Annotated in this window: 16 protein-coding genes and 1 other annotated feature; of the genes, 13 read left to right on the top strand and 3 right to left on the bottom strand. The window is 42.0% G+C overall.

All coding sequences use genetic code 11. From position 1 onward, the window contains the following. Positions 1–619 precede the first annotated feature (619 nt). A complete protein-coding gene (locus tag AC1DOV_RS33750) occupies positions 620–1,471 on the bottom strand; it encodes an SDR family NAD(P)-dependent oxidoreductase (RefSeq protein WP_477512020.1) in 852 nt (283 codons plus the stop codon). A 166-nt stretch (positions 1,472–1,637) separates the two neighbouring features. Between AC1DOV_RS33750 and AC1DOV_RS33745 the strand changes: the two genes are divergently transcribed. From AC1DOV_RS33745 to AC1DOV_RS33730, 4 genes are all read left to right on the top strand, one after another. Next, positions 1,638–2,144, top strand: coding sequence for a MerR family transcriptional regulator (locus AC1DOV_RS33745; RefSeq protein ID WP_477552070.1), 507 nt, complete (start codon positions 1,638–1,640; stop codon positions 2,142–2,144). Positions 2,145–2,368: 224 nt separating this feature from the next. Then, complete coding sequence (locus AC1DOV_RS33740; RefSeq protein ID WP_339209183.1) at positions 2,369–2,851, top strand: NUDIX hydrolase; 483 nt, start codon at positions 2,369–2,371, stop codon at positions 2,849–2,851. A gap of 968 nt (positions 2,852–3,819) precedes the next feature. Next, on the top strand, positions 3,820–4,821 hold the full coding sequence (locus AC1DOV_RS33735) for a helix-turn-helix transcriptional regulator (RefSeq protein WP_477552069.1): 1,002 nt from the start codon (positions 3,820–3,822) through the stop codon (positions 4,819–4,821). A 35-nt stretch (positions 4,822–4,856) separates the two neighbouring features. Continuing rightward, positions 4,857–5,063 carry a DUF1643 domain-containing protein gene (locus AC1DOV_RS33730; RefSeq protein ID WP_477552068.1) on the top strand — a complete coding sequence of 69 codons (207 nt, stop codon included), beginning with the start codon at positions 4,857–4,859 and terminating at the stop codon, positions 5,061–5,063. A gap of 326 nt (positions 5,064–5,389) precedes the next feature. Here the strand turns inward: AC1DOV_RS33730 and AC1DOV_RS33725 are convergent, their stop codons facing one another. Next, positions 5,390–6,421, bottom strand: a complete 1,032-nt coding sequence (locus tag AC1DOV_RS33725; protein WP_477552073.1) for a nitroreductase family protein — start codon at positions 6,419–6,421, stop codon at positions 5,390–5,392. A 273-nt stretch (positions 6,422–6,694) separates the two neighbouring features. Here AC1DOV_RS33725 and AC1DOV_RS33720 point away from each other — a divergent pair, with 273 nt between their 5' ends. Continuing rightward, a complete protein-coding gene (locus AC1DOV_RS33720; RefSeq protein ID WP_477512025.1) occupies positions 6,695–7,204 on the top strand; it encodes a MarR family transcriptional regulator in 510 nt (169 codons plus the stop codon). Between the two features lie 267 nt (positions 7,205–7,471). Here AC1DOV_RS33720 and AC1DOV_RS33715 read toward each other — a convergent pair whose 3' ends face one another. Then, positions 7,472–8,410: an IS110 family transposase gene (locus tag AC1DOV_RS33715; RefSeq protein ID WP_477552072.1), complete on the bottom strand. Its 939-nt coding sequence runs from the start codon at positions 8,408–8,410 to the stop codon at positions 7,472–7,474. 402 nt (positions 8,411–8,812) lie between these two features. Between AC1DOV_RS33715 and AC1DOV_RS33710 the strand changes: the two genes are divergently transcribed. The 8 genes from AC1DOV_RS33710 (at position 8,813) to AC1DOV_RS33675 (ending at position 19,816) form a co-directional block, all read left to right on the top strand. Continuing rightward, positions 8,813–9,286, top strand: coding sequence for a DUF2975 domain-containing protein (locus AC1DOV_RS33710; protein WP_076269355.1), 474 nt, complete (start codon positions 8,813–8,815; stop codon positions 9,284–9,286). Continuing rightward, the gene (locus AC1DOV_RS33705) at positions 9,283–9,486 is read left to right on the top strand and encodes a helix-turn-helix domain-containing protein (RefSeq protein WP_477552067.1); all 204 of its coding nucleotides are present in this window, start codon (positions 9,283–9,285) and stop codon (positions 9,484–9,486) included. Before AC1DOV_RS33710 ends, AC1DOV_RS33705 begins: the two co-directional genes overlap by 4 nt. 930 nt (positions 9,487–10,416) lie before the next feature. Further along, entirely contained in the window at positions 10,417–14,892 is a 4,476-nt protein-coding gene (locus AC1DOV_RS33700; protein ID WP_477552066.1) for an S-layer homology domain-containing protein, read from the top strand. Positions 14,893–15,083: 191 nt separating this feature from the next. Next, positions 15,084–15,327 (top strand) — a binding site (T-box leader). Positions 15,328–15,436: 109 nt separating this feature from the next. After that, positions 15,437–17,317, top strand: a complete 1,881-nt coding sequence (locus tag AC1DOV_RS33695; protein ID WP_477552065.1) for an alanine--tRNA ligase — start codon at positions 15,437–15,439, stop codon at positions 17,315–17,317. Positions 17,318–17,369: 52 nt separating this feature from the next. Further along, positions 17,370–17,582: a hypothetical protein gene (locus tag AC1DOV_RS33690; protein WP_477512027.1), complete on the top strand. Its 213-nt coding sequence runs from the start codon at positions 17,370–17,372 to the stop codon at positions 17,580–17,582. Between the two features lie 488 nt (positions 17,583–18,070). After that, entirely contained in the window at positions 18,071–18,652 is a 582-nt protein-coding gene (locus tag AC1DOV_RS33685; RefSeq protein WP_477552064.1) for a hypothetical protein, read from the top strand. A 31-nt stretch (positions 18,653–18,683) separates the two neighbouring features. Beyond that, positions 18,684–18,836: a hypothetical protein gene (locus tag AC1DOV_RS33680; RefSeq protein WP_477513017.1), complete on the top strand. Its 153-nt coding sequence runs from the start codon at positions 18,684–18,686 to the stop codon at positions 18,834–18,836. 65 nt (positions 18,837–18,901) lie between these two features. Continuing rightward, positions 18,902–19,816, top strand: a complete 915-nt coding sequence (locus tag AC1DOV_RS33675) for a phosphotransferase (RefSeq protein WP_477552071.1) — start codon at positions 18,902–18,904, stop codon at positions 19,814–19,816. Positions 19,817–20,621 lie beyond the last annotated feature (805 nt).

The raw sequence follows: 20,621 nt of genomic DNA, 5'->3' as shown, positions 1-20,621 counted from the left end.
GTTGATTTTGAGCTTTAGTTAGTCTAGACTTCATAATAACGCCTCCTAAGGTGAGTTCTGAGGGCTCCAACCCAGTACATACTCATCCTAGCGGGGCGTTCGTTTTACTGCAAATTGAATCTACTAACACCTACAGGAATGTTAACGGGTAGGATAGTATAGTAAATTAAAATACTGTTTGGTAAAGTGAGTGGAAACAGGATACTCGTGGAAAAGCAAAATATTGAACTCTTGAAAGCTGAACTGTTAGAAATAATAATCAATGCAAAACCGGTTTACGACAAGTGGACGTTTTACAAAAACGAAATTTAGTAAAGTGAATCTGTTTACTAATAAGTACTGTAGCTATGAAGAGGTAAGGGGTAAGCAGGTGCTGAACGAGTTGGGTGTCTTATTTGTGATCTTTGCGATGGACTAGCCCGCAATTCAAAGTAAGTACATTGTCCATGAGAAAGTATCTAAGTTTTACTTTTAACGGCTGCAAAAGTTGAAGGAAACAGTGCACTAAAGGGAGACAATAGTGTAATATCCAGGGAGCAATTCGCCGTTGCGGCAACTGCTCCTTCTGTCATTAAACTAAAGAGTAGGTTAGTGCAGTATTCTGTTCAATGTCTGGGCTTCAAGACATGAGAAATTCGTGTTCATAAATCGCTTGAATCCTTTCCAGAACGTTCTGCGCCTGCTCTTTAAACTTTAATTCCGCAACCCGTCCTTTTAGCAAAAATACGCCGTTCTCATGATGGTGTTCACCAAGAGCCCCTTCATACAGCTTGTTGGCACCGAGGGTAGGAGGCGAGAAAAATAGCTTCATCAATACTTCAACCAAAACGGGTAGTCCGGATTGTTTCCCTTTTCTAAGTGTATTGTTGCTACCTGGGTCAACGCTACGGATCTTGATACCATTCTTGGCGAGCTGCGGTGCAATGGCCTGAGTCCACAGAGAAATAGCTAGCTTTGAGGTCGCGTAAGGACCAAGCAACTTGCGAAAGGTTTTGGGATGCTCCAGGTCTTCGATCGAAAACTCTTTTGTAAATTTTAGAGCTGAAGATGAGGTATTGATTACCGTTTTTAAACGACTGATTTTAATGAGTTCCTTCAATTCCATCAGAATAATATACGGAACGACAGTCATCAGTTCATAATGTTTCTCGCGTCCTTGTTTCGAATAGCTCAGCTCGGGAAAAGACCCTCCGGCGTTATTGAACAAAATATCGATCCGCTGCTCCTTGCTTTTGATCTCTTCTAAAGTAAGTCTCAAGCAGGCATAATCGGCGAGATCATCCGTTTTATAAATTCGAAGCGAACCGCTCTTGACCGCATTCTGGATGCTCCTATCGTCGGCTGGAAAATCAGAACGGTTTACAGCAACCACATGCCAGTTCTCCGACAGTAATTTCCGTGTTAGTTCTAACCCGATCCCAGCGCTTGCGCCTGTAATCAATGCGATATGTTCACTCTGGTCCTTGTTCATTGTACATCTCCTTTTTAATATGATTCGATAGTGCACATTCTATAACTTGAAGTCGACTCCAAGTCAAGACGCGAAAACAAAGCTTTTCTCCAAGGATAAGAGATTTGACTTAGAGCCAGCTTCAAGATGTATAATGTACAAAAATCAATCTTAGGGAGGGAACAGGATGAAGGAAGAGCAATGCTTTACGATAAAGCAAACCGCTGGACAAACCGGAATTACTGAGGATACGATCCGTTATTACGAAAAGATCGGGCTGCTGCCTCGCGCAGAGCGGAAGGATAACGGGCACCGCATCTATCGGCAGGAGGACATCAATACGATCCGGCTGATAGCATGCCTGAAAAAAACGGGGATGCTGCTAGAGGAAATTCGACCTTTTTTGGCGGTCTCGGCCGATACTGATCCCGCGGAATATCCGGAGCTTGTGGAACTCTTAAGAAGTCATCGTGAAAATATTATCAGCCAGATCACATCACTGCAGCAAGTTGTTGATTTTATCGACATGAAGTTGGAGGAGGGGAGATATAGACGGGACTGCAAGGATGAGTGTCTAGACGGCGTACCAGAGAAAATGTTGGGTGAACCGAAAACAAAGCCTGTCTCACCCGGCGAGATGAGGTATTTTTCCGTATCGGCCAAAGCGGGCAAGTCACATTCTTCCGTAAGATAAGCTCGCCATAACAAGAGGAGAGGTTACTTCCCCACATAAACTGCTGTAGTCCGTTGAGCTAACGGGGAACGATAGTTGAATGATACACATTGATGAGCAGGTGCTACGGCAGCCTACTTTTTTCATTGAAATGGGGCAGGATAGTTTGAAGCTTGCGTAGAATAATCCTGTATAACAAATCCATATTTTGGTTAATTCGATAGTGTGAAATGGGGTTGATACAAATGTTTTTAGTAAATTCTCGTGCCATAATTGAAAGAATAGTAAACGGAATATTAGAAATAGTAGTACAGACAAGGGATAAAGCGGGTGAAACGAAAAAAATTGAACTTCCTGGTGGCAGAATTGAGCAATATGAATCATTAACACAAGCTCTAATAAGGGAAGTTAAGGAAGAGACTGGACTGGATGTAGTTGAAATTGAAGGCGAGGATACACGGGTCGATACAACAGGAATCGACCCAGAATTCCAAGTGGAATGTATAAGACCGTTTGGAGCTTATCAAACAATAAAGGGTCCTTTCGATTCAGTTGGAGTTTATTTCCGTTGCAAGGTGCAAGGGGAGTTATTATCTTCAGGTGATGATACTAAGAACCCACGATGGATTTCAGTAGACGAATTAAGACGTTTGATGGATGATGAACCTTTGCAATTTTCTAATGTAGACAGAGCAGGAATAATGTTTTACTTAAAATCACTCAAGTAGACTTGGGTTTATGATTAAGAGCCTGGGAGAAAAATACCCAGGAGTTGAGCGATTTGAATGTAATTTCTCACAACATAAATGATTGTACAAACGGGGAACAATAGCTTAATTAACTATCAAAAGAACGAGGCTGCCGACATAAATCGGCAGCCTCGTTGAGCTGACGGGCAGTTTAGTTTGAAGGTATGATACACGGAGGATTTAAGAATGGAGCAATAAATTATGTTACCTCTATCGAACAAAGTCACATTGTCTTCCATTGATGGTTCTGCAAAGCTTATACTAGCGACAAGATATCTGGTTCATATTAATTATACTTTTGATATGACAGGAGCAACAAAATTCATATCACATACTTCTCATTTTTGCGTGAGATAAGAACAGATTGAGGGTATTGTTTGTTGTATCGACCAAGGAATAATGGCAGAACTTCAAGATAATGATTCTGATGGGTTTATAAAAATAAGTTTCAAGGAAGATACGATTTTTGTTCACGCACAAATCGGTGGTTCGCTTGAAGAGAGTGTTTACATTGAATTTATAACAGGAGGAAAACTGTACTCAAATTTACCACGGGGCTAAGAGAGATTTTAAATAATGAGGATATTTACTAAGTTGCATTGTACTAACGGGGAAGTTTAGTTCAATAGCATACAACGATGAGCAGGCGCTGTAGTGACCTGCTCATTTCATTAAACTAATGGGCAGTTTAATGGAAATGATTTGTACAAAAACCTATAGATGAAAGCGACAAAAGTAGTGTAGGTCGGGTAGATTCCAGATCTGGCATATGCTGCGGGATCTTCTGGCTACCCTCTCTAGCGATTTTCAATCTAGACAATTCTACTGGCAGTTGAATAAAGCGGATGTGACAATTCAACCAATGCTTGATAGAATCACGTTTGCGGAAATGCTATGCTTTATTCGACGGTGCGCACTGTACAATTTGTTTTTTCGGAGGTAATACGATGCTCGACTTACGTAAAATTGGAGCTTATATTTCGAAGCTTCGCAAAGACCAGGATCTGACCCAATTGGAACTTGCAGATCAACTGAATTTAAGTCATCAAGCGGTATCGAAATGGGAACGGGGCGACTCGATACCGGATATCGGAACGCTTCCGCAGCTTGCGAGGTTATTCGGAAAAACGGTAGACGACATTATTAATGCAGGAGAATACGCAGAAAATCGGGAGCACCAGCACCTAGGAACGATCGTTGAGGAGATCGCAGGGAACAGGCCAGAACAAGTTGCAGAGATGGTCAATACCGGAGAGGTGGAGGTGGAAGAGCTTGTAGAAGTAGCGCCGTTTGTAAAGGCAAGCGTTCTGCATAAGGTTACTGAACGATTAGACAGCAACGTCTTTAAGTTAGACGTGATCATGAGGCTGGCTCCGTTCCTTGGAACAGATACATTGGATGAACTGGTTCGTCAGGCAGAAGAGGGCGAGATTGTGTGGAATGTCATTACCGGACTCGCTCCGTTCGTCAGCAGTGACACATTAAACCGGCTGGTAGATAAATCGATTGACGGTTCCTTAGAAGTGCACAATCTTGTTGGAATTGCGCCGTTTCTTGGAAGAGAACATGTAGATCGATTGGTACAAAATGCAGAAGAGAGCAGCTTGAGCTGGCATTCCGTTCAAGGGCTGGCACCCTTTATTAGCAGAGAGACATTAAGTCGTTTGGTAGACCGGGTTGTAGACGGCACCATCGATGCGAACCGGATCGTAAGCCTCGCACCTTTTCTAGGTAGGGAACAGGTGGATCGGTTGGTACAAGAAGCCGAAGAAGGAAGCTTGAGCTGGAATACCGTGAATGGACTGGCGCCCTTTATTAGCAGAGAGACATTAAGTCGTTTGGTAGACCAGGTTGTAGACGGCACCATCGATGCGAACCGGATCATAAGCCTAGCACCTTTTCTGGACAGGGAAAATCTCGAGAAGTTGATTGGTGGAGTATCCAAATAGAGCAAATCAATTCGAATCAGATATGACGTTCAATATTGTTTTGCATTTTTTGTCATAATAAATATTCAGACGTGTTTATCGCAAACTTGTTTCCAATTTACGAGAAGGATCCAAAGAAATTGAATGAGTATACCCGTAATCCAGAATATGCAGAACTTATGGCCAAAAACAACCAAGCTATACATGATATGCTCTTGAAGAATCATCACATCAAGGATGTCATCATAGCTTGGGGACAATGAATCAAAACTAGATAATCTTGAGATAAGGAACTCTCGTTAACATTATGCTATACCAGCTAATAATAAGCAGCAATAAGCAGCAGAGAAGGCATCGGGAGAATGCCTTCTCTTTTGATTGTCGAACGATGTCTTAATAAAAACGAAGTGCCAGCGGTGATAAGTTTTTGATTTTGTAATCGGGAATCAAAACTGAGTTGGATTATTGAAGCTGTGTTCGGCTTGACCAAGCTTGAAACTTTTACGTTTCCAACTTGTTTTGTCGGCGGGGGGTGCTCATTCGCCCTTCATCGCACTTTGGAGCTTCCTTAAATGAGGTTCATATTTATTCAAAGGCGTATTACATTTAAAGTCGAGGGAGTGGAGGATGAATATGAAATTTGCTCCACTGTCCCAACTTCCAGTACAGCTACAATTCTCTCTTGCAGATCTATCTTAAGAGGTATCGGTAGCCGTCGCTCATATATCCATTCCGGCATGGTGCGACGAACATGCCAGCCTTTAGAGTTGGCCAACATTTGAAAGTTCTGAATCAAACAACATGCTGCAGCATAATCCTCCTCTTGCTTGTGCGGGTCAGCTTCTTTCTTTGCCAATACGATAAGTAATGACTGCGAGGTATTCCCATGTGAAGGCGCGAGTTTAGCAACGGCTTCTTCGCCGGTCACATAAATAAATCGCCATGGTTCACGAAGTCCATCATTCGGTGCCCAAACAGCGATGTTTAATGTTTCCAAAATGTCTTGAGAAGATACATAACGGTCTTCATTAGTTAGATGCAGTTTTGTATCTGTTGTGAATTCTGTCCAGTTCATTTCCGCGGGTGTCCTTTTTCGGGCTTTAGGTGACCTATCAAAGTATCCAATATTTAAAATACCGGCAAACTTCTCCCCTGTCTTCAGGCCAATTTCATTAAAAAATGACGGATTGTTCAGCAATGGGTCCGTGTACCAGAGCATCCCCAAACCGTTTTCCCAACCAACCAATTGAAGGTTTTGCATGATGCTGCAGACGGCGGCATAATTGTTGTCACGCTGTCGATGATTTTCTGAAGATGCCGCAATAAAAACCAGATGAACCGGCGTATTAAGAACGGATTTGGTGAGAAATCCCGTTAATTTTGACGGGATCAATTTACCAAGCTGACTGTCTATTACTTTGGCAAACATGCTCTCTGCCAGTCGCAAACGCGATTCCATGGAGTCATAATAAATGCAACGCCAATGTTGAGGCGCTTCGGATTTCCACAAACTTGAAGCTTGTTTGAGCAATGAATTCATCAATTCGAATGGGACGGGCTCTGATTTAAACTTGCGAATGGTTCGGCGTTCTATTATCGTTTTGGCAAGATTCACAGTCATACCCCCTCGATTGTACTGAGTAGATGAATCGGAACGAGTCAAATGCAACACCTTCTTTTTATTATTGTTAACGATGAAACTATAATATAAAAGCGTAATTTCTGTCAACTTCTCTTTATATTCGGTGTTTCAGGGTTGATCCCTATGAAGTAATGTGATAAAATAATTTATAAGTGAACAATAAAAAATAGGACTTAAAACAATCATATAGCGTTAGCCCGCGTATTAAACTTGCTAGGGGCAATTCGCTTTTATAAAGGGGATGTTAACATCATGTCTGAGGGGTTAAAGCGAACATTGTACGAACGTTTTCTTCACTTTGTTCATCTAACCGAGCAAATGTTTACAGCAGAGATTAGCGAGTTTACTGGCTTGGCACAGTCACATGGCATTACATCCATTCCGAACAACTTGACAAGCGTACATGTGATTGATTGCATTGGAAACAATGAACCTATTAACAATACGTCGATTGCAGAAAAAATGAATTTGTCCAAAGCCAGCATTTCAAAAATTAGTAATAAGTTACTTCAAGAGGGTTTTATCAAACGAAACCAGATGGTTGATAATAAAAAAGAGGTCTATTTTACCCTTTCACCCAAGGGCAAAAGGATTTATGAATTACATGCGACCATGCATGAATTGATGGAGGATAGGTTTATATCGGTTTTAAATGAATTATCGGAGTCTGAAATCCAGGCCTCCCTGAAATTTTTTCAAGTGATGATTGAAAAACGTGATGATATGTTTAAGGGAGAACCATTGGCATTAAAAAATAGGTAGAACTCAACACCAAATTTCGGATTGTGGACTGCATTTTGGTGTACAGCGATAAATTCTTCACCACTGGTCCAGCAAGCGACCGAATGGTTCCGCACGAAGTCCATCCGGTTAGAAGAACTTCAAATGACTACAGATCTTTTTCACTTCGACCTTATGGTGGTGTAGCGCTCTAACATCCGAATTGGTCATGACCATACACGTGGTTATGAGAAAGAGAAAACGCCGGAGACGAAGGCGGCCACGTTTGCTTAGCGCCATTTTTCCACGTCATTTACCTGAGCTGGCTTCCGTTAGGTTAAGACCGGCGTGGAGACGCAAGACGTTTTCATGCGTATAACCACTTAAGTTACCAGCTTCGCCCAGCACACCGGCTAAACTGGTCACATTTACACCGCGAATCTCAAGCAGTTTCTGCGCGTTTGGAATGCGCCCCAGAATATGATGGAGCTCATGTTCAATTTGCTCAAGCTGGTGCTGCGCCAAGTCGTATTCTTCGAGTAAATGGGCTAAATGCAGCTTGTAGGCGTAAAGTGCCTGCGTAGCGCCAACGCTGCGTTTAGCCAGCACAATGAGCTGCGCGGCTCGATGCAATCCTGCATGGTGTTTCACATATTGCTTCCAGCCGGCAATGACTTTCTCTGTCGTTAAGCTGCTAATTTCCTTCGGAAGAGGAAACAGCCTTAACGTAGCAATGGCGCTGGTGCAGGTAAGGATTTTAAAGACGTGCCGTATTTCAGGGAAGACAATATCTACCCAACGATGAATCTGATTAACAGCGCTGTTAAGTCGTTTGGTAACCGTGTCCCGGTTGGCCATGAGAATCCGGAGTTCCTCATAGGCTTCTGGGTTGAACTGGACAGGGGAATAGTAGCCATTTTTGACCATATCTGCGATGACGAGTGCGTCTTTGTGGTCGCTTTTGGAAGGGGTATTGTCGCGGTTTTCCTTGTTCTTTTTGACGAGGTGGGGATTTACGAGAACAGCCTCAATTCCTTTTGATGAAAGCCAGCGAGCCAGGCTGAACCAGTAGTGGCCGGTAGGCTCCATGCCGACGATAACTTTGCTCAGCTTGAATGATTTGAGCAGATCTTGAATCCATAGGCCGAACCGCCCAAACCCTTCATCATGACTGCTAAATTCTAGCGACGAACCCAGAGCAACACCACGATAGCTGACTGCACGAGCGACATGATTCTCCTGGGCAATATCTACTCCGACAACAAGATGAAATGAGGAAATGTTTTCAATGCGTTGATTTTGTTTCCTGTGATTTAAACTTCATAGTAGAGCGACCTCCTGATGGTGAGATTAAAGGGCTGTAGACCCGTTTCCAACTCCCATATTACAGAGGCGCTCTTTTTTATGCAAAGTCCAAAATATTCGTTTTACAGGAATTCTAACGGGCAAGATAGTTTAATCATTTTCGCGATTAACTTCAATTAGTGGGTTCATAAATATGTCCGTATTTCGGCTCAAATTTGAAGGAGGAACAAATAAGCCGTAGGGCTTATTTTTTTTAATAACTTGTGGGGTTCAAACGAAGAAAACAATGTATTTTTATTGTGAAACGATAAATGAAGTGATAAAATCAAAAATGAGGTGAAATAAATGAAAAAAGAGACGCTCTTTTTAAAAATTGTTCTGGTTGTTATGGCAATTCCTGCATTAGTGATGTGTTTTTATGGAATCCCAGCGATGGCGCATAGTATGATGCCGGATTTCCCGGATATTAAAGTTTATCTTTCCGCTTTGGCTGCGTATGTGGCGTCTATTGCGTATTTATTTACGCTACTTCAGGCATTAAAGCTTCTCAGGTACATTGATACAAATACCGCTTTTTCGCAAACCTCTGTTTTAGCGCTTAAGAAAATAAAACAAGCGGCGGTTGTCGTATCACTCATGTTTGCATGTAATCTCCCGCTTTTCTACTTTGTAGCTGACGGCGCAGATGCACCAGGCGTCATGGTCATTGGGCTAATTATAACCTGTGCGCCAGTCGTAATCGCAGTATTTGCCGCAGTTCTTGAGAAACTGCTCAAAAACGCGATCGAGCTCAAAGAAGAACAGGAGTTGACCGTATGATAGTGGTTAACATTGACGTCATGCTTGCAAAGCGGAAAATGAGCGTTACTGAGCTATCCGAGAAAGTCGGCATTACAATGGCGAACCTGTCGATACTTAAAAACGGAAAAGCGAAAGCCATTCGAATCTCAACACTCAAAGCGATCTGCAAAGCACTCGCTTGCCAGCCTGGAGATATTCTCGAGTATCGGCAGGATTGAATAAAATAAAAAAACCGCCGTACATTGCGGATGTAAGTAATGATGAAGAGCTCGAAAGCTATATCAATCCTAACGACTACATAGCCTTCGCCTTTGAGGCTAACGGCAATATGACACTATACCATAAGAATAACTCATCAATAATAATGCTTTCTCATAACCATTGTTTAATCGGGTGACAAGAACATAGTAACATTGTAAGCCGCAATTTATGCGGCTTTTTTATTTTATGTTATCACTTTCTTGCCAAAATGATATGACATGAACGTGTTAACATTTCTGATGAGTGACAAGGGGAAATGGTTTAGTTTCTTATGAAGTTTATTATGAGAATGACATACCTGAGTCATAGATTTGGGATAAAAATGTACTTAGCGGCGATAGTAAAGAACACTTAAAGGATAAGATTCATTCATTACTAAAGGGAGCGTTCAAAAAGTAAATTCTTGAGATAGTTGGCAATGTTGAAGAATTAATTGAAGTAAAGAATTAAAAGTTCCATTTTGCTAACGGGAGACTTTAGTTGAATACAACAGGGAGCAGATTGCGATCGGGCAGCTGCTCTATTTTTCATTAAGCTAAAGGGCAGGTTAGTGTAGTTAATATTCCCTAAATTTCCTCATTGTGAGACTCTTTTGGGAGTATCTTTCATAGAGTTCCGGATTTCATCAAGTAGATTTGATGGGATTTTATTTATTAATATAATGAAAATGTAAACAAATGTATATGAAAGTAAGAACTTATCTATTTTTCTATGGCTAACACGTCTCATACTATTAACTGTGAGGAGGCCACTTGGTAAGGAATGGGTGCCCGGGAATGACGAGTACTCAAGTTAGCAGTACGAAAACCCGAATATATCATTTCATACGAGGAAATGAGGATGAGGAAATGCAGTCAAGCCGAAGGAATCAACAAAGATGTTCGTTATTGTTATCGTTGGTCTTATTTTTTTCTATCATATTTTCTGTTCATCCATCGATAACGTACGCAGACGGAACATCAAATGCAGAAGAAATCACGCAACAAGCACCGGATAACTCACTACCGGAAACAGTGCCTGGTTCTGTAGTAGTTTCGGATCCTGAAGAGGTCCCAGATGCCAACCTCGAAGAGCCATTCGCTGTGCAGCAGCCAGGAATGGATGCAGCACCAACGGCTTTAGCTAGCATCCGGGAGAACTATGCGTTGAAGAAGGATGTGAAAGTATCCGGCAATGAAGTTCCGGACGGACTTTTTCCTAAATATGCCGTCGATGGAGACTCGTCAACACGCTGGTCTTCCGATAAATACGACGATCAGTGGTTTGAAGTAGATTTAGGCGAAAAGAAGGAGATCGGTCAAGTTATCATTCGTTGGCAGACGCCAGCTACATCCTACCGCGTGCTGACTTCGGTCTATGGTGATAATTGGGAGAACATTACACTTGAGAATGATGGCATTATTAATTGCCAAGGTGGAACGGAAGTCCTAAATTTTCTGTCACGAGAAGCAAGATACGTCAAGTTTGTAGGGGTTGAGCGGAAACCGGCTGATGGCATTCTGTATGGGTACTCATTCTATGAGTTCGAGGTATACAGCGAAGATCCACTAGAGAAAATCATCAAAGGGATTCACGGCATTGAACCGATCAGTCAAGGACAGACCGAGTTCCCATTCCCGGCTGTACCAGAAGGTTATCAAATCTCCATCTACGGATCGGATGCGCTGCCTGTCATTGACAAGGAAGGCGTCATTCACCCCCCATTGGTGGATAAAAAGGTTCATGTGATGCTGCAAGTACAAAGCCTGGAGGACCCAACGCAGAAAGCGATAACGCCGTCATTCGAAGTTACGGTCACAGGATTAAATCAACAGATCGAAGGGCTGAATGAGGAACCGAAAGTAATTCCGTCCCTGCAAGAATGGATTGGGAGAACAGATCAATATACATTATCGTCTGCAGCGAAGATTGTCTATAATGACCCGTCGTTAGCCAAATCAGCAGCTATCGTCCAAGAAGATATGAAAGCGATTACGGGACGGGAATTGACTGTTACCCAAGGGACACCATCCATCGGAGATCTGTACTTGTCCTTAAATCCGACGGATAAGGTCTTAGGTCAAGAAGGTTACATACTCGATATCGGTGATTATGTAGCCATTACGGCGCCGACGGTAAAGGGTGTCTTCAGCGGAACGCGTTCCGTGCTGCAAATTCTGAAGCAGGATGAAGGTCATGACCAGATTCCGAAGGGGCAGTCCCGCGACTATCCGAAATACGAGACACGCGGATTTATGATCGACGTGGCTCGCAAATTCTATACGATTGATTTCTTGCGGGATTACGTGAAGATGATGGCTTGGTATAAGATGACGGATTTGCAAATCCATTTGAATGATGATATAGGTAATCGCGGTGCGTTTCGGTTAGAAAGCGAGAGGTATCCGAATTTATCAAGTATAGATGGTTTTTATACGAAAGAAGAGTTCCGCGATTTGCAGCGGTTAGGTCAAGATTATGGTATTAATATTATACCTGAAATCGATACGCCGGGGCATTCGCGTGCTTTTACGACATTAGATCCTTCTCTGGGGAATGATTCGCATCTCGACGTCTCAAAACCCGAGACCGTGGAATTTGTCAAGAATTTGTGGAGTGAATATCTTGATGGCTGGAAAGGCGGAGACCCTACATTTCTCGGTCCTGATGTTCAAATTGGAACCGATGAATACAAAGGAAACACGGAAGATTTCAGAAAATATATGGATACCATGATCAAATTCATCAATAGCAAAGGGAAACATCCTTTGTTGTGGGGCGGATTGCAAGAGTACGCCGGTAAGACACCGATCAGCAATGAAGCGACCATGGCGATCTGGCACTTACCGTATGGCGGACCGCAGCAAGCAATCGATCTTGGTTATAACATCATTAACATCAATAATAGCTATTTATATCTCGTACCCCGACTATATGCCGATTATTTAAATACGTCACTCTTATATCAGGAATGGGAGCCTGTAAAATGGTACGGTGCGACGCTGCCTTTTGGCCATCCGCAATTAAAAGGCGGCATGTTCGCACTTTGGAACGATATTTCGTATGAAGCGGGGCTATCGATGGATGATACTCATGTCCGCTTGGTCCCTGCCATGCAGGTCCTTTCCGAGAAAATGTGGCACGGCGCGAGAAGCGATGTAGACTACGACACCTTTGTGAAGACGGCCGCGAAGATGGGCGATGCGCCGAATACCCACCTTTCCTATGATGTGAAAGTCAAAAATACGGAAGGAATCGTCCTTGATTATTCGTTCGAAAACAATTCCATCGACGCATCCGGTAATGGATACGATGCAAGAAGCAATAACGTCGATTTTGTCAAAGGAAAATATGGGCAAGGCGCCCACTTCAACGGCGGTACTAGTTATTTGGATACACCTCTCAACAGCTTAAACTTTGGTTGGACCGTCTCCATGTGGATTAACCCGGATGCGGACAATCCGGACGATACCGTATTAATGGAATCGCCTGCGGGAACGGTAAAATTAAAGCAACACGGCACCAAGGGTAAATTAGGATTCTCTAAAGAAGGATATGATAGCGCATTCAATTACAAAGTGCCGGCTGGCCAATGGACTCATCTTCTCATCACGGGGGACAGCAATGGCGTCTCGCTCTATGTGAACGGGAATGAATACGTCGAGAAGCTGGCGCAGCCAGTGCAGCGCATTCAGACGCTTGTCCTGCCTGTCGCGAAAATCGGCGGCACAACCAACGCGTTCAAAGGAACGATCGATAATCTACAAGTCTATAATCGCTTCATTCCGCTGCTCGATGTGAACAACTATGCGCTGCATCAGGTAACCGATGCCTCGGGATTAGAGGCGGCATGGGTACCTTCGAGCCAAGCCGTCGATGGAAATATGATCACGCGCTGGGCGAGTACGTACAAAGACGATTCGTGGTTCACCGTTGACTTGGACAAAACGCAAAATATTAGCAAGGTCGTCATCGGATGGGAGACGGCCGCGAAACGGTTCAAGATTCTCTATTCCACTGATAACGTAACATGGAAAAACGTGATGGCAGACGATCGAATTCTTACGGCCAGCGATAAACGAGAGACGAGTACGGTGGAATTCGCTCCGAAGCAGGCTAGATACGTGAAATTCCAAGGAATTGAACGAATGCCTGTCTATGGCGAATACTACGGATATTCCATCTATGAGTTCGAAGTGTACGGCGATGATCTAATGGTACCCTACAAAGAATTAATTGATGCAGCCGAGAAATTGATCAATTTGAACAAAGGGAACGAGGAGCTTCGCAAACAATTGATGTTCTTGTTGGATCGATACCCGTATCATTTCGAGACAGTAGTGGATACTCTGCGCGATCTGAACGCGAGGTTGAAGGATTCTATCGATAAATCGGAACCGAAACCTCCAATCGACACTGATAATCCTAGACCTGGCGTGAAGGAAGGCGAAGCGACGATCAAAGCCGGCGAAGCGGGAACGGTCAGCTTAGGCAAGCAGATTACCGTTTCTGTTCCGGTAGGCGCAGCGAAAGAAACGATGATGCTGCATCTGAAGAAAATCGACAATTCCGCTGACTTGCTGACGCAGCAGCCGAATGCAATAAGCCCGGTGTTCGAATTGTCAAAGGATGTGAAGGGCGGCTTCGATAAGCCGATTCAGATCAGCTTGACGTTTGATGTCAGTAAGCTTGGCAAAGATCAACAAGCATCTGTGTTCCAATATGATAAAGCAACAGCGCGTTGGGTGGAACTCAAAAGCACGGTAACGGATAGTACGATTCAAGCGGATACACGTAATGTCGGTATATTCGCCGTCTTTGCCGTCAATCGTAAGTCGACCGAGCCGAGTCCGGCCTTCAAAGACATCGCAGGCCACTGGGCTGCCAAGGATATTCAAGCAGCCGTGCAGCGAGGAATGACGAACGGATATCCGGATGGAACATTCAGACCGAATCAGTCCGTGACACGCGCGGAGTTCACGGTATGGCTCGCGAAGGCGATGCAGCTAAGCAACGAAAGCAGTACGAAGGCGTTCGTAGATCAAGCCTCGATCCCGATATGGGCGAGTGAGGCCGTGGCGCAAGCTGTAGAGCTCGGACTCATTCAAGGCTATGCTGATCAACGGTTCATGCCGAATCAGCCGATCAGTCGCGCAGAGATGGTGACGATGGTCGCGAGAGCATTGAAGCTGTCTATCGACGCAAGCGCAAGAACGAGCTTCGCAGATGACAAGCAAATCCCGGCATGGGCGATCGGAGCCATTGATGCAGCTGTGCAGCAAGGCTGGATTCAAGGGCGTGGCAGCAATCAATTTGCGCCGAATGCATCGACAACACGCGCCGAATCGATCACTGTCTTATTGAAAGCATTTCCAAAGGTATGAATAAAGAAGACGCTCATCATCACCAAGAGATGTTGAGCGTCATTCTCATTCAATTTGGCTAAAGTCAGAGGATGCGAAGCAACCGAATTGCCAAAGCTGATGGTAGTATCGACAGACTTATACCTTATTGAAAATAGTGGAATTAATTGACAGAGCAAGTTGAGTGTGATAGCATTGCTTTAACTTAAAACGAAAAGGCTATGATGAGAAATAGTAGCTATTAGGGATCTCACAGAGAGAAGATGGCTGGTGCGAATCTTCATTGATCTAATAGTGAAGCAGTCTCGGAGCTGTGAACCGAACAGAGGAATCTTAGTAGGCTTCAACGGAGTTCCACCGTTATTCAGGAAACAATATCGGAGATATCCCGTATTGATAGAGTGCAGAGAAATCTGAAATTAGGTGGTAACACGGACATAATAGTTCGCCCTAAGTTGACAAGAAATATGTCAGCTTAGGGCTTTTTTGTTTTATTTCTTCTCGTTCGAATATTTGCAAAATAATTTTCCGAGAATAATTAACAATTGAAATGGAGGTATTGAGCATGGTGAAAATGACACCAGATGAGTTAAGAAAATCATATATTGATTTTATGAAAGGAATAGGGGCTAGCCAAGTGCCCTCTTCTAGCTTGTTACCAGAAAATGATCCCTCAACGTTGTTTACAGGAAGTGGAATGCAACCTATGGTTCCATATTTATTGGGGGAAAAGCATCCGATAGGTAATGAGATTGCTAATATTCAGAAGTGTTTAAGGACAGTGGATATTGATGAAGTAGGAGATACGTCGCATCTGACATTTTTTGAAATGATAGGTCGATGGGAGTTTAAAGCAAATGAAAATAACTATAAGAAAAAGCAAATCGATGCCATTTGGAATTGGCATATTATCGAATTAGGAATTGATCCTGGCAGGCTGTATATCAGTGCTTTTATAGGAAGTGATGATTTGAATATACAGAGAGATACGGAAGCCATTCAAATCTGGTCAGAAAAATTTAAATCAGTTGGCATAGAACCTATCATTGAAGATGATCCCTATCAATATGGGGCATCTAGAGGTGGGAAAATTTTCTTATACGATGAAAAAGAAAATTGGTGGAGTCGAACCGGAAATTCATTGGATATGCCTGTTGGTGAACCGGGTGGGCCTGATAGTGAAATGTTCTATGATCTTGAACCAGGCGGTGATTCACTGGATCATCCTGCTTCTGTAAGCGAGAGGTTTTTAGAAATTGGGAACAACGTATTTATGTGTTACAAAAAAGAAGACACAGGATTTGTAAAAATGAAAAATCCCAATATTGATTATGGAGGCGGATTAGAAAGGGTTGCAACAGCCCTTAATGGTGACAAGGATATTTATAATACGGCTTTCTTTCTTAATCCCAAGAAAAAATTGATGGAGTTAAGTGGTAAACAATATACTGACGATTTAAAGTCGTTTAGAATCATACTTGATCATGTGAGAGCGGCTACTTTTCTAATTAATGATGGTGCAGAGCCAGCTAATAGTGATGCAGGGTATATAACAAGAAGATTATTAAGAAGGGCAATTCGTGCAGGTAAAAAAATAGGTATACAAGGAAGTTTTGTGGGTGAGTTGTCTGAAGTTTATATAGATGAAGCAACAGCTTATGAAGATTTGATCGGTAATAAAAAGAAAATTATCGAAATAGTAAATAAGGAAGAAAATCTTTTCTATAGAACTTTACAGCAAGGAGAATTTGAAATACAAAAACATCTTAAGAATAAGGGTAAAGTGACAGGTGCAGATGCCTTTTATTTTTACGAAACATATGGGTTTCCCTTGGAGTTGACGGAAGAGTTTCTAACTGAAAGTGGATATAGCATGGAGGACAAGGCGTCTTATATAGAGGCGGCAAAGAAACATGCTGAAAAGAGCAGAACTGCTTCTGCGGGTAAATTTAAAGGTGGATTAGCTGAACATTCAACAGAAACAACAGCGCTGCACACGGTATCTCATTTATTACTTGCTGGTTTAAGGGAAGTTTTAGGTGATCATGTTCATCAACAAGGAAGTAATATTACTTCAGAACGATTACGGTTTGACTTCAACCATGATGAAAAACTTACGCCAGAGCAAATAGCTGAGGTGGAAAAGTATGTGAATGAAGCGATTTCATCAAAAGCAGTTACCTATATTTCAGAGCTGCCTAAAATTGAAGCGAAAGAAAGTAATGTTGAAGGGAATTTTTGGGATAAATATCCGGATATCGTTAAGGTGTATACAATCAAAGATAATGAAGGGAAAGTTTGGAGTCGAGAAGTATGTGGAGGACCTCATGTAGAAGATACAACAAACTTAGGAAAGTTCAGTATTAAAAAAGAACAATCTTCTGCTGCTGGAGTTAGAAGGATTAAAGGAGTAATTAATAAATATTTCCAGAACGCGGAACAATAGCTGATGTTTTAGGATTGCCATTTGTAACAACGTTATGAGTTGCCGGGAATCCATGATGAATGATAAATCCGGCAATCGAAGTGGTTTGACAACGATTGGCCTTTCCGTTGGCGGTACGGTACCGGAGCACATTATTCAAAGAAAAAGCAATTCGGATTATATCCGAATTGCTTTTTTACTGCAAGAAAGGGAAACTTATAAAAAAACAGAACGAAAATCGAGCTATATGGTGTATGACACTAAATGTCGGATGACAAGAATATGAGCCGATTAATTACCGCGTAAATCGCGGTTTTTTTATTTTATCGGTACATATTCTTGGCAATGTGCAATGTCAAGAATATGTACCGAATGCCGAAAAAGGCCAAGAATGTATAGCGATTGCCGATGAGCTATTTATCATGTGTTGGGCTTGTTTTACAATAAAATAAAGACTCGGCCTCTGTTCTGCTGGGCGTTAAGCTAACGGGCAGTTTAACGCAACAATTTGGTATGAAAGGGCGTCATTTAATTGGGGTATAATTGTAACCAGCTTACAGTTTAATTCCATCAATTTTATTGTTAGCGATGATGCATGATTGCGCTTCTTTTGAGAGCCGAATAAAGAAGTTCACAGAGAAAGCAGCTATCGATAAGGGTTGATTTCAGGAGGTGGTGAATCCAATTGCTTAACAAAAAAACACTTTTTGGTTCCGTATTACTGTTATTAATACTGTTTTGTATAATCGTCATACAACAAAAAAAATAAATTCGATGAGTGTGCAGTTAGTTGAAAAAAATAGTGAAATAATGGAAAAAGAACAAACAGCCAGCACATACAAAAATGAAATATTCATTAAAGAGAAGGATTTCTTAAAACTAAAAGCTGACTTTGAGTTGGAGAAGAATAAATTGAATGAAAATTTAGCTGATCTTCAATTGGATAATACAAACCTTTTATCTGAACTAAAAAGAGTGAATTCATTTATGCTTGAAGCACTCTTGGATGGAAGTGAAAGAACACCTATTGTTGACAGTTCCATATCGCCCGATATTCTATCAACAATCTTTAAACTGTATGATGCAATGAATAGGAATGATATCAAAGATTTTCATAAAATTGATGTGAAAGGAGTTCTGACTGGTTTATACGAAAATCGAGATAATATTGAGAAAATACTATGGATTCGTCACGACCCGGATAATAGAGCAAAGGCCATCCAAAACGAATTCGGAGTAGAATCTAAAGTAGAACTATTGGTAGTGATTTTTTTAGATAAGGTCGGTTCAATATTTGACCCTAATTTCGCGATGGTAAAAGAGCATGATAAATGGATTATATTTAGAGAGGATTAATTAGTATCAATAGCATGGGATATCCTAGGGAATGAGTCTGATGTTGTTATTGGATTATCGGGAGACGATAGTTGAAAACCAAAAGGGCTGCCGCGTGGCAGCCCTTCGCCGTTACGCTAACTGGCAGGATAGAGGAACAGACGGTAAGGTTGTTCTCGAACAGAAGAACAAATTAATGATATGATGTTGTAAATGGAACAGGCTAGTCGAGCCTATTTTTTATTTTCGTGAGGGAGTCGATAAATGGGTATGGGAAGTACGAATCAATGGGATGCGGAATGGGAAGTATCAGAAGAATTGGCTCATAAATTAATAAGCAGTCAGTTTCCGCAGTTAGCTTCACAAAGCGTACAAAAACTAGGATACGGCTGGGATAACACTGTTTTTCTTGTCGGGGTCGAATATGTATTTCGCTTTCCAAGAAGAGAAGTTGCAATTAATCGTTTAAGGATGGAAGGAAAGATACTACCTAAGCTTAAAGATTATTGTTCCATTGCATATTCGTTACCGCTATTTTTTGGGGAAGGGGATTATAATTATCCTGCACCTTTCCTAGGCTACCCCTATTTATCAGGAGAGTTTCCAATCGGACTAACTGACAAGAACCGTGCGGTATCAGCAACAACGCTCGCGCAATTTTTAAAAAGCTTACATGCATTCCCTGTGCAAATTGCCCAAGAAAATGGAGTTCAACATGACCATAGAAATTTGATTGATATTGCAATGCGTAAAGAAAAGTTGCATAAATTCATTTCCGACCTTGCCCTTCATTTTAGTGAAGAAGAGTATCGTGAATTATCGAACTATTTGGAACAGCTTGGAACTGAAAAAGTGAAACCCAAAAACGTATTCCTCCATGGAGACCTTCATTTTAAAAATATGCTGGTAGACGAGAATGGAATAATTTCAGGGATTATCGACTGGGGAGATATCAATATCGGACATCCTGCTTGCGACTTGAATGTCGCGTATAGCTTTTTGCCTCCGGATGCGCGTTCAGACTTTTTCAAAGAATATGGGGATGTCGATGAAGAAACGAAGATATTAGCTCGATTGATAGCCATATACATTCCCATTTTGATCATGATGCAGGCAATTGATTATAAAGATGAAAAGTTGGTTGCTGAAGCAAAAGCGATCATAAAACGTGCTCTCGCTGATTAAGAAAGGTCATTCCGCTAACGAGGAACTATAGCTCAACACTCAATTCGGAGGAGGTTGCGGGCAAGGATCGGCAGCTTCGTTACATTAACGGGTAGTTTAACGCAACATCTTAATACCTTATCTCGTTTGAAGTATAATGCTAAAACTATGTGCCGAGCGGAATTGTTGCTTCATTGAAGTAACGATTAGCTAAAGGACTTGATGCGGTAGGAGGGATATCTTGAAGAGATTGTTATTTATTCCGATACTTATCCTTTTAACAATATCTTTAGCGGACGTAATCTATTTCAATCTGAAAGAAGTGAGTTACCAATTGAGATGACTGCTTTCAACAGTCTTAATGATGAAAAACAAGACCAAATTCCTGTGAGTCCGAAAGATTCAGTTGTAAGGAAAGTGACTGTTAATAATAATTTGCTAATTTAATTGGTAGCTATTACGGAAAAGAAGTATACTCCGTTACATTTAATCATACTGAGTGTTTCAACTGAAAGTATCACGGTATATGTTGATTTGGATAAAAAAAATTGTTGGAAAAGGGTTCAGTGATTAAAATTACGAAGACTGCCAATTTTGTAATTCAAAATACCGCCTCGGATGAAGCTGTCGCCGCGAAGTGTCACCAAAATCGAGTACGGGCGGCGGTTGCCTGAGCCTGACTCCGCTCAATCCAAACGGATCAATAGGTGCAGTTGCATTGCAAACGAGAGAAGGGCACTCTAATTGCGGGCGCCCTTCTCACTTTATTTTCATCATAAAATGACGAACTTATAGAATCGCTTTTTGGTTCCATTATTGGATGTGA

Source organism: Paenibacillus sp. 01T47 (assembly GCF_056398245.1).
The sequence above is the reverse complement of the archived record's forward strand: the minus strand, read 5'-3'. Positions and strand labels throughout refer to the sequence as shown.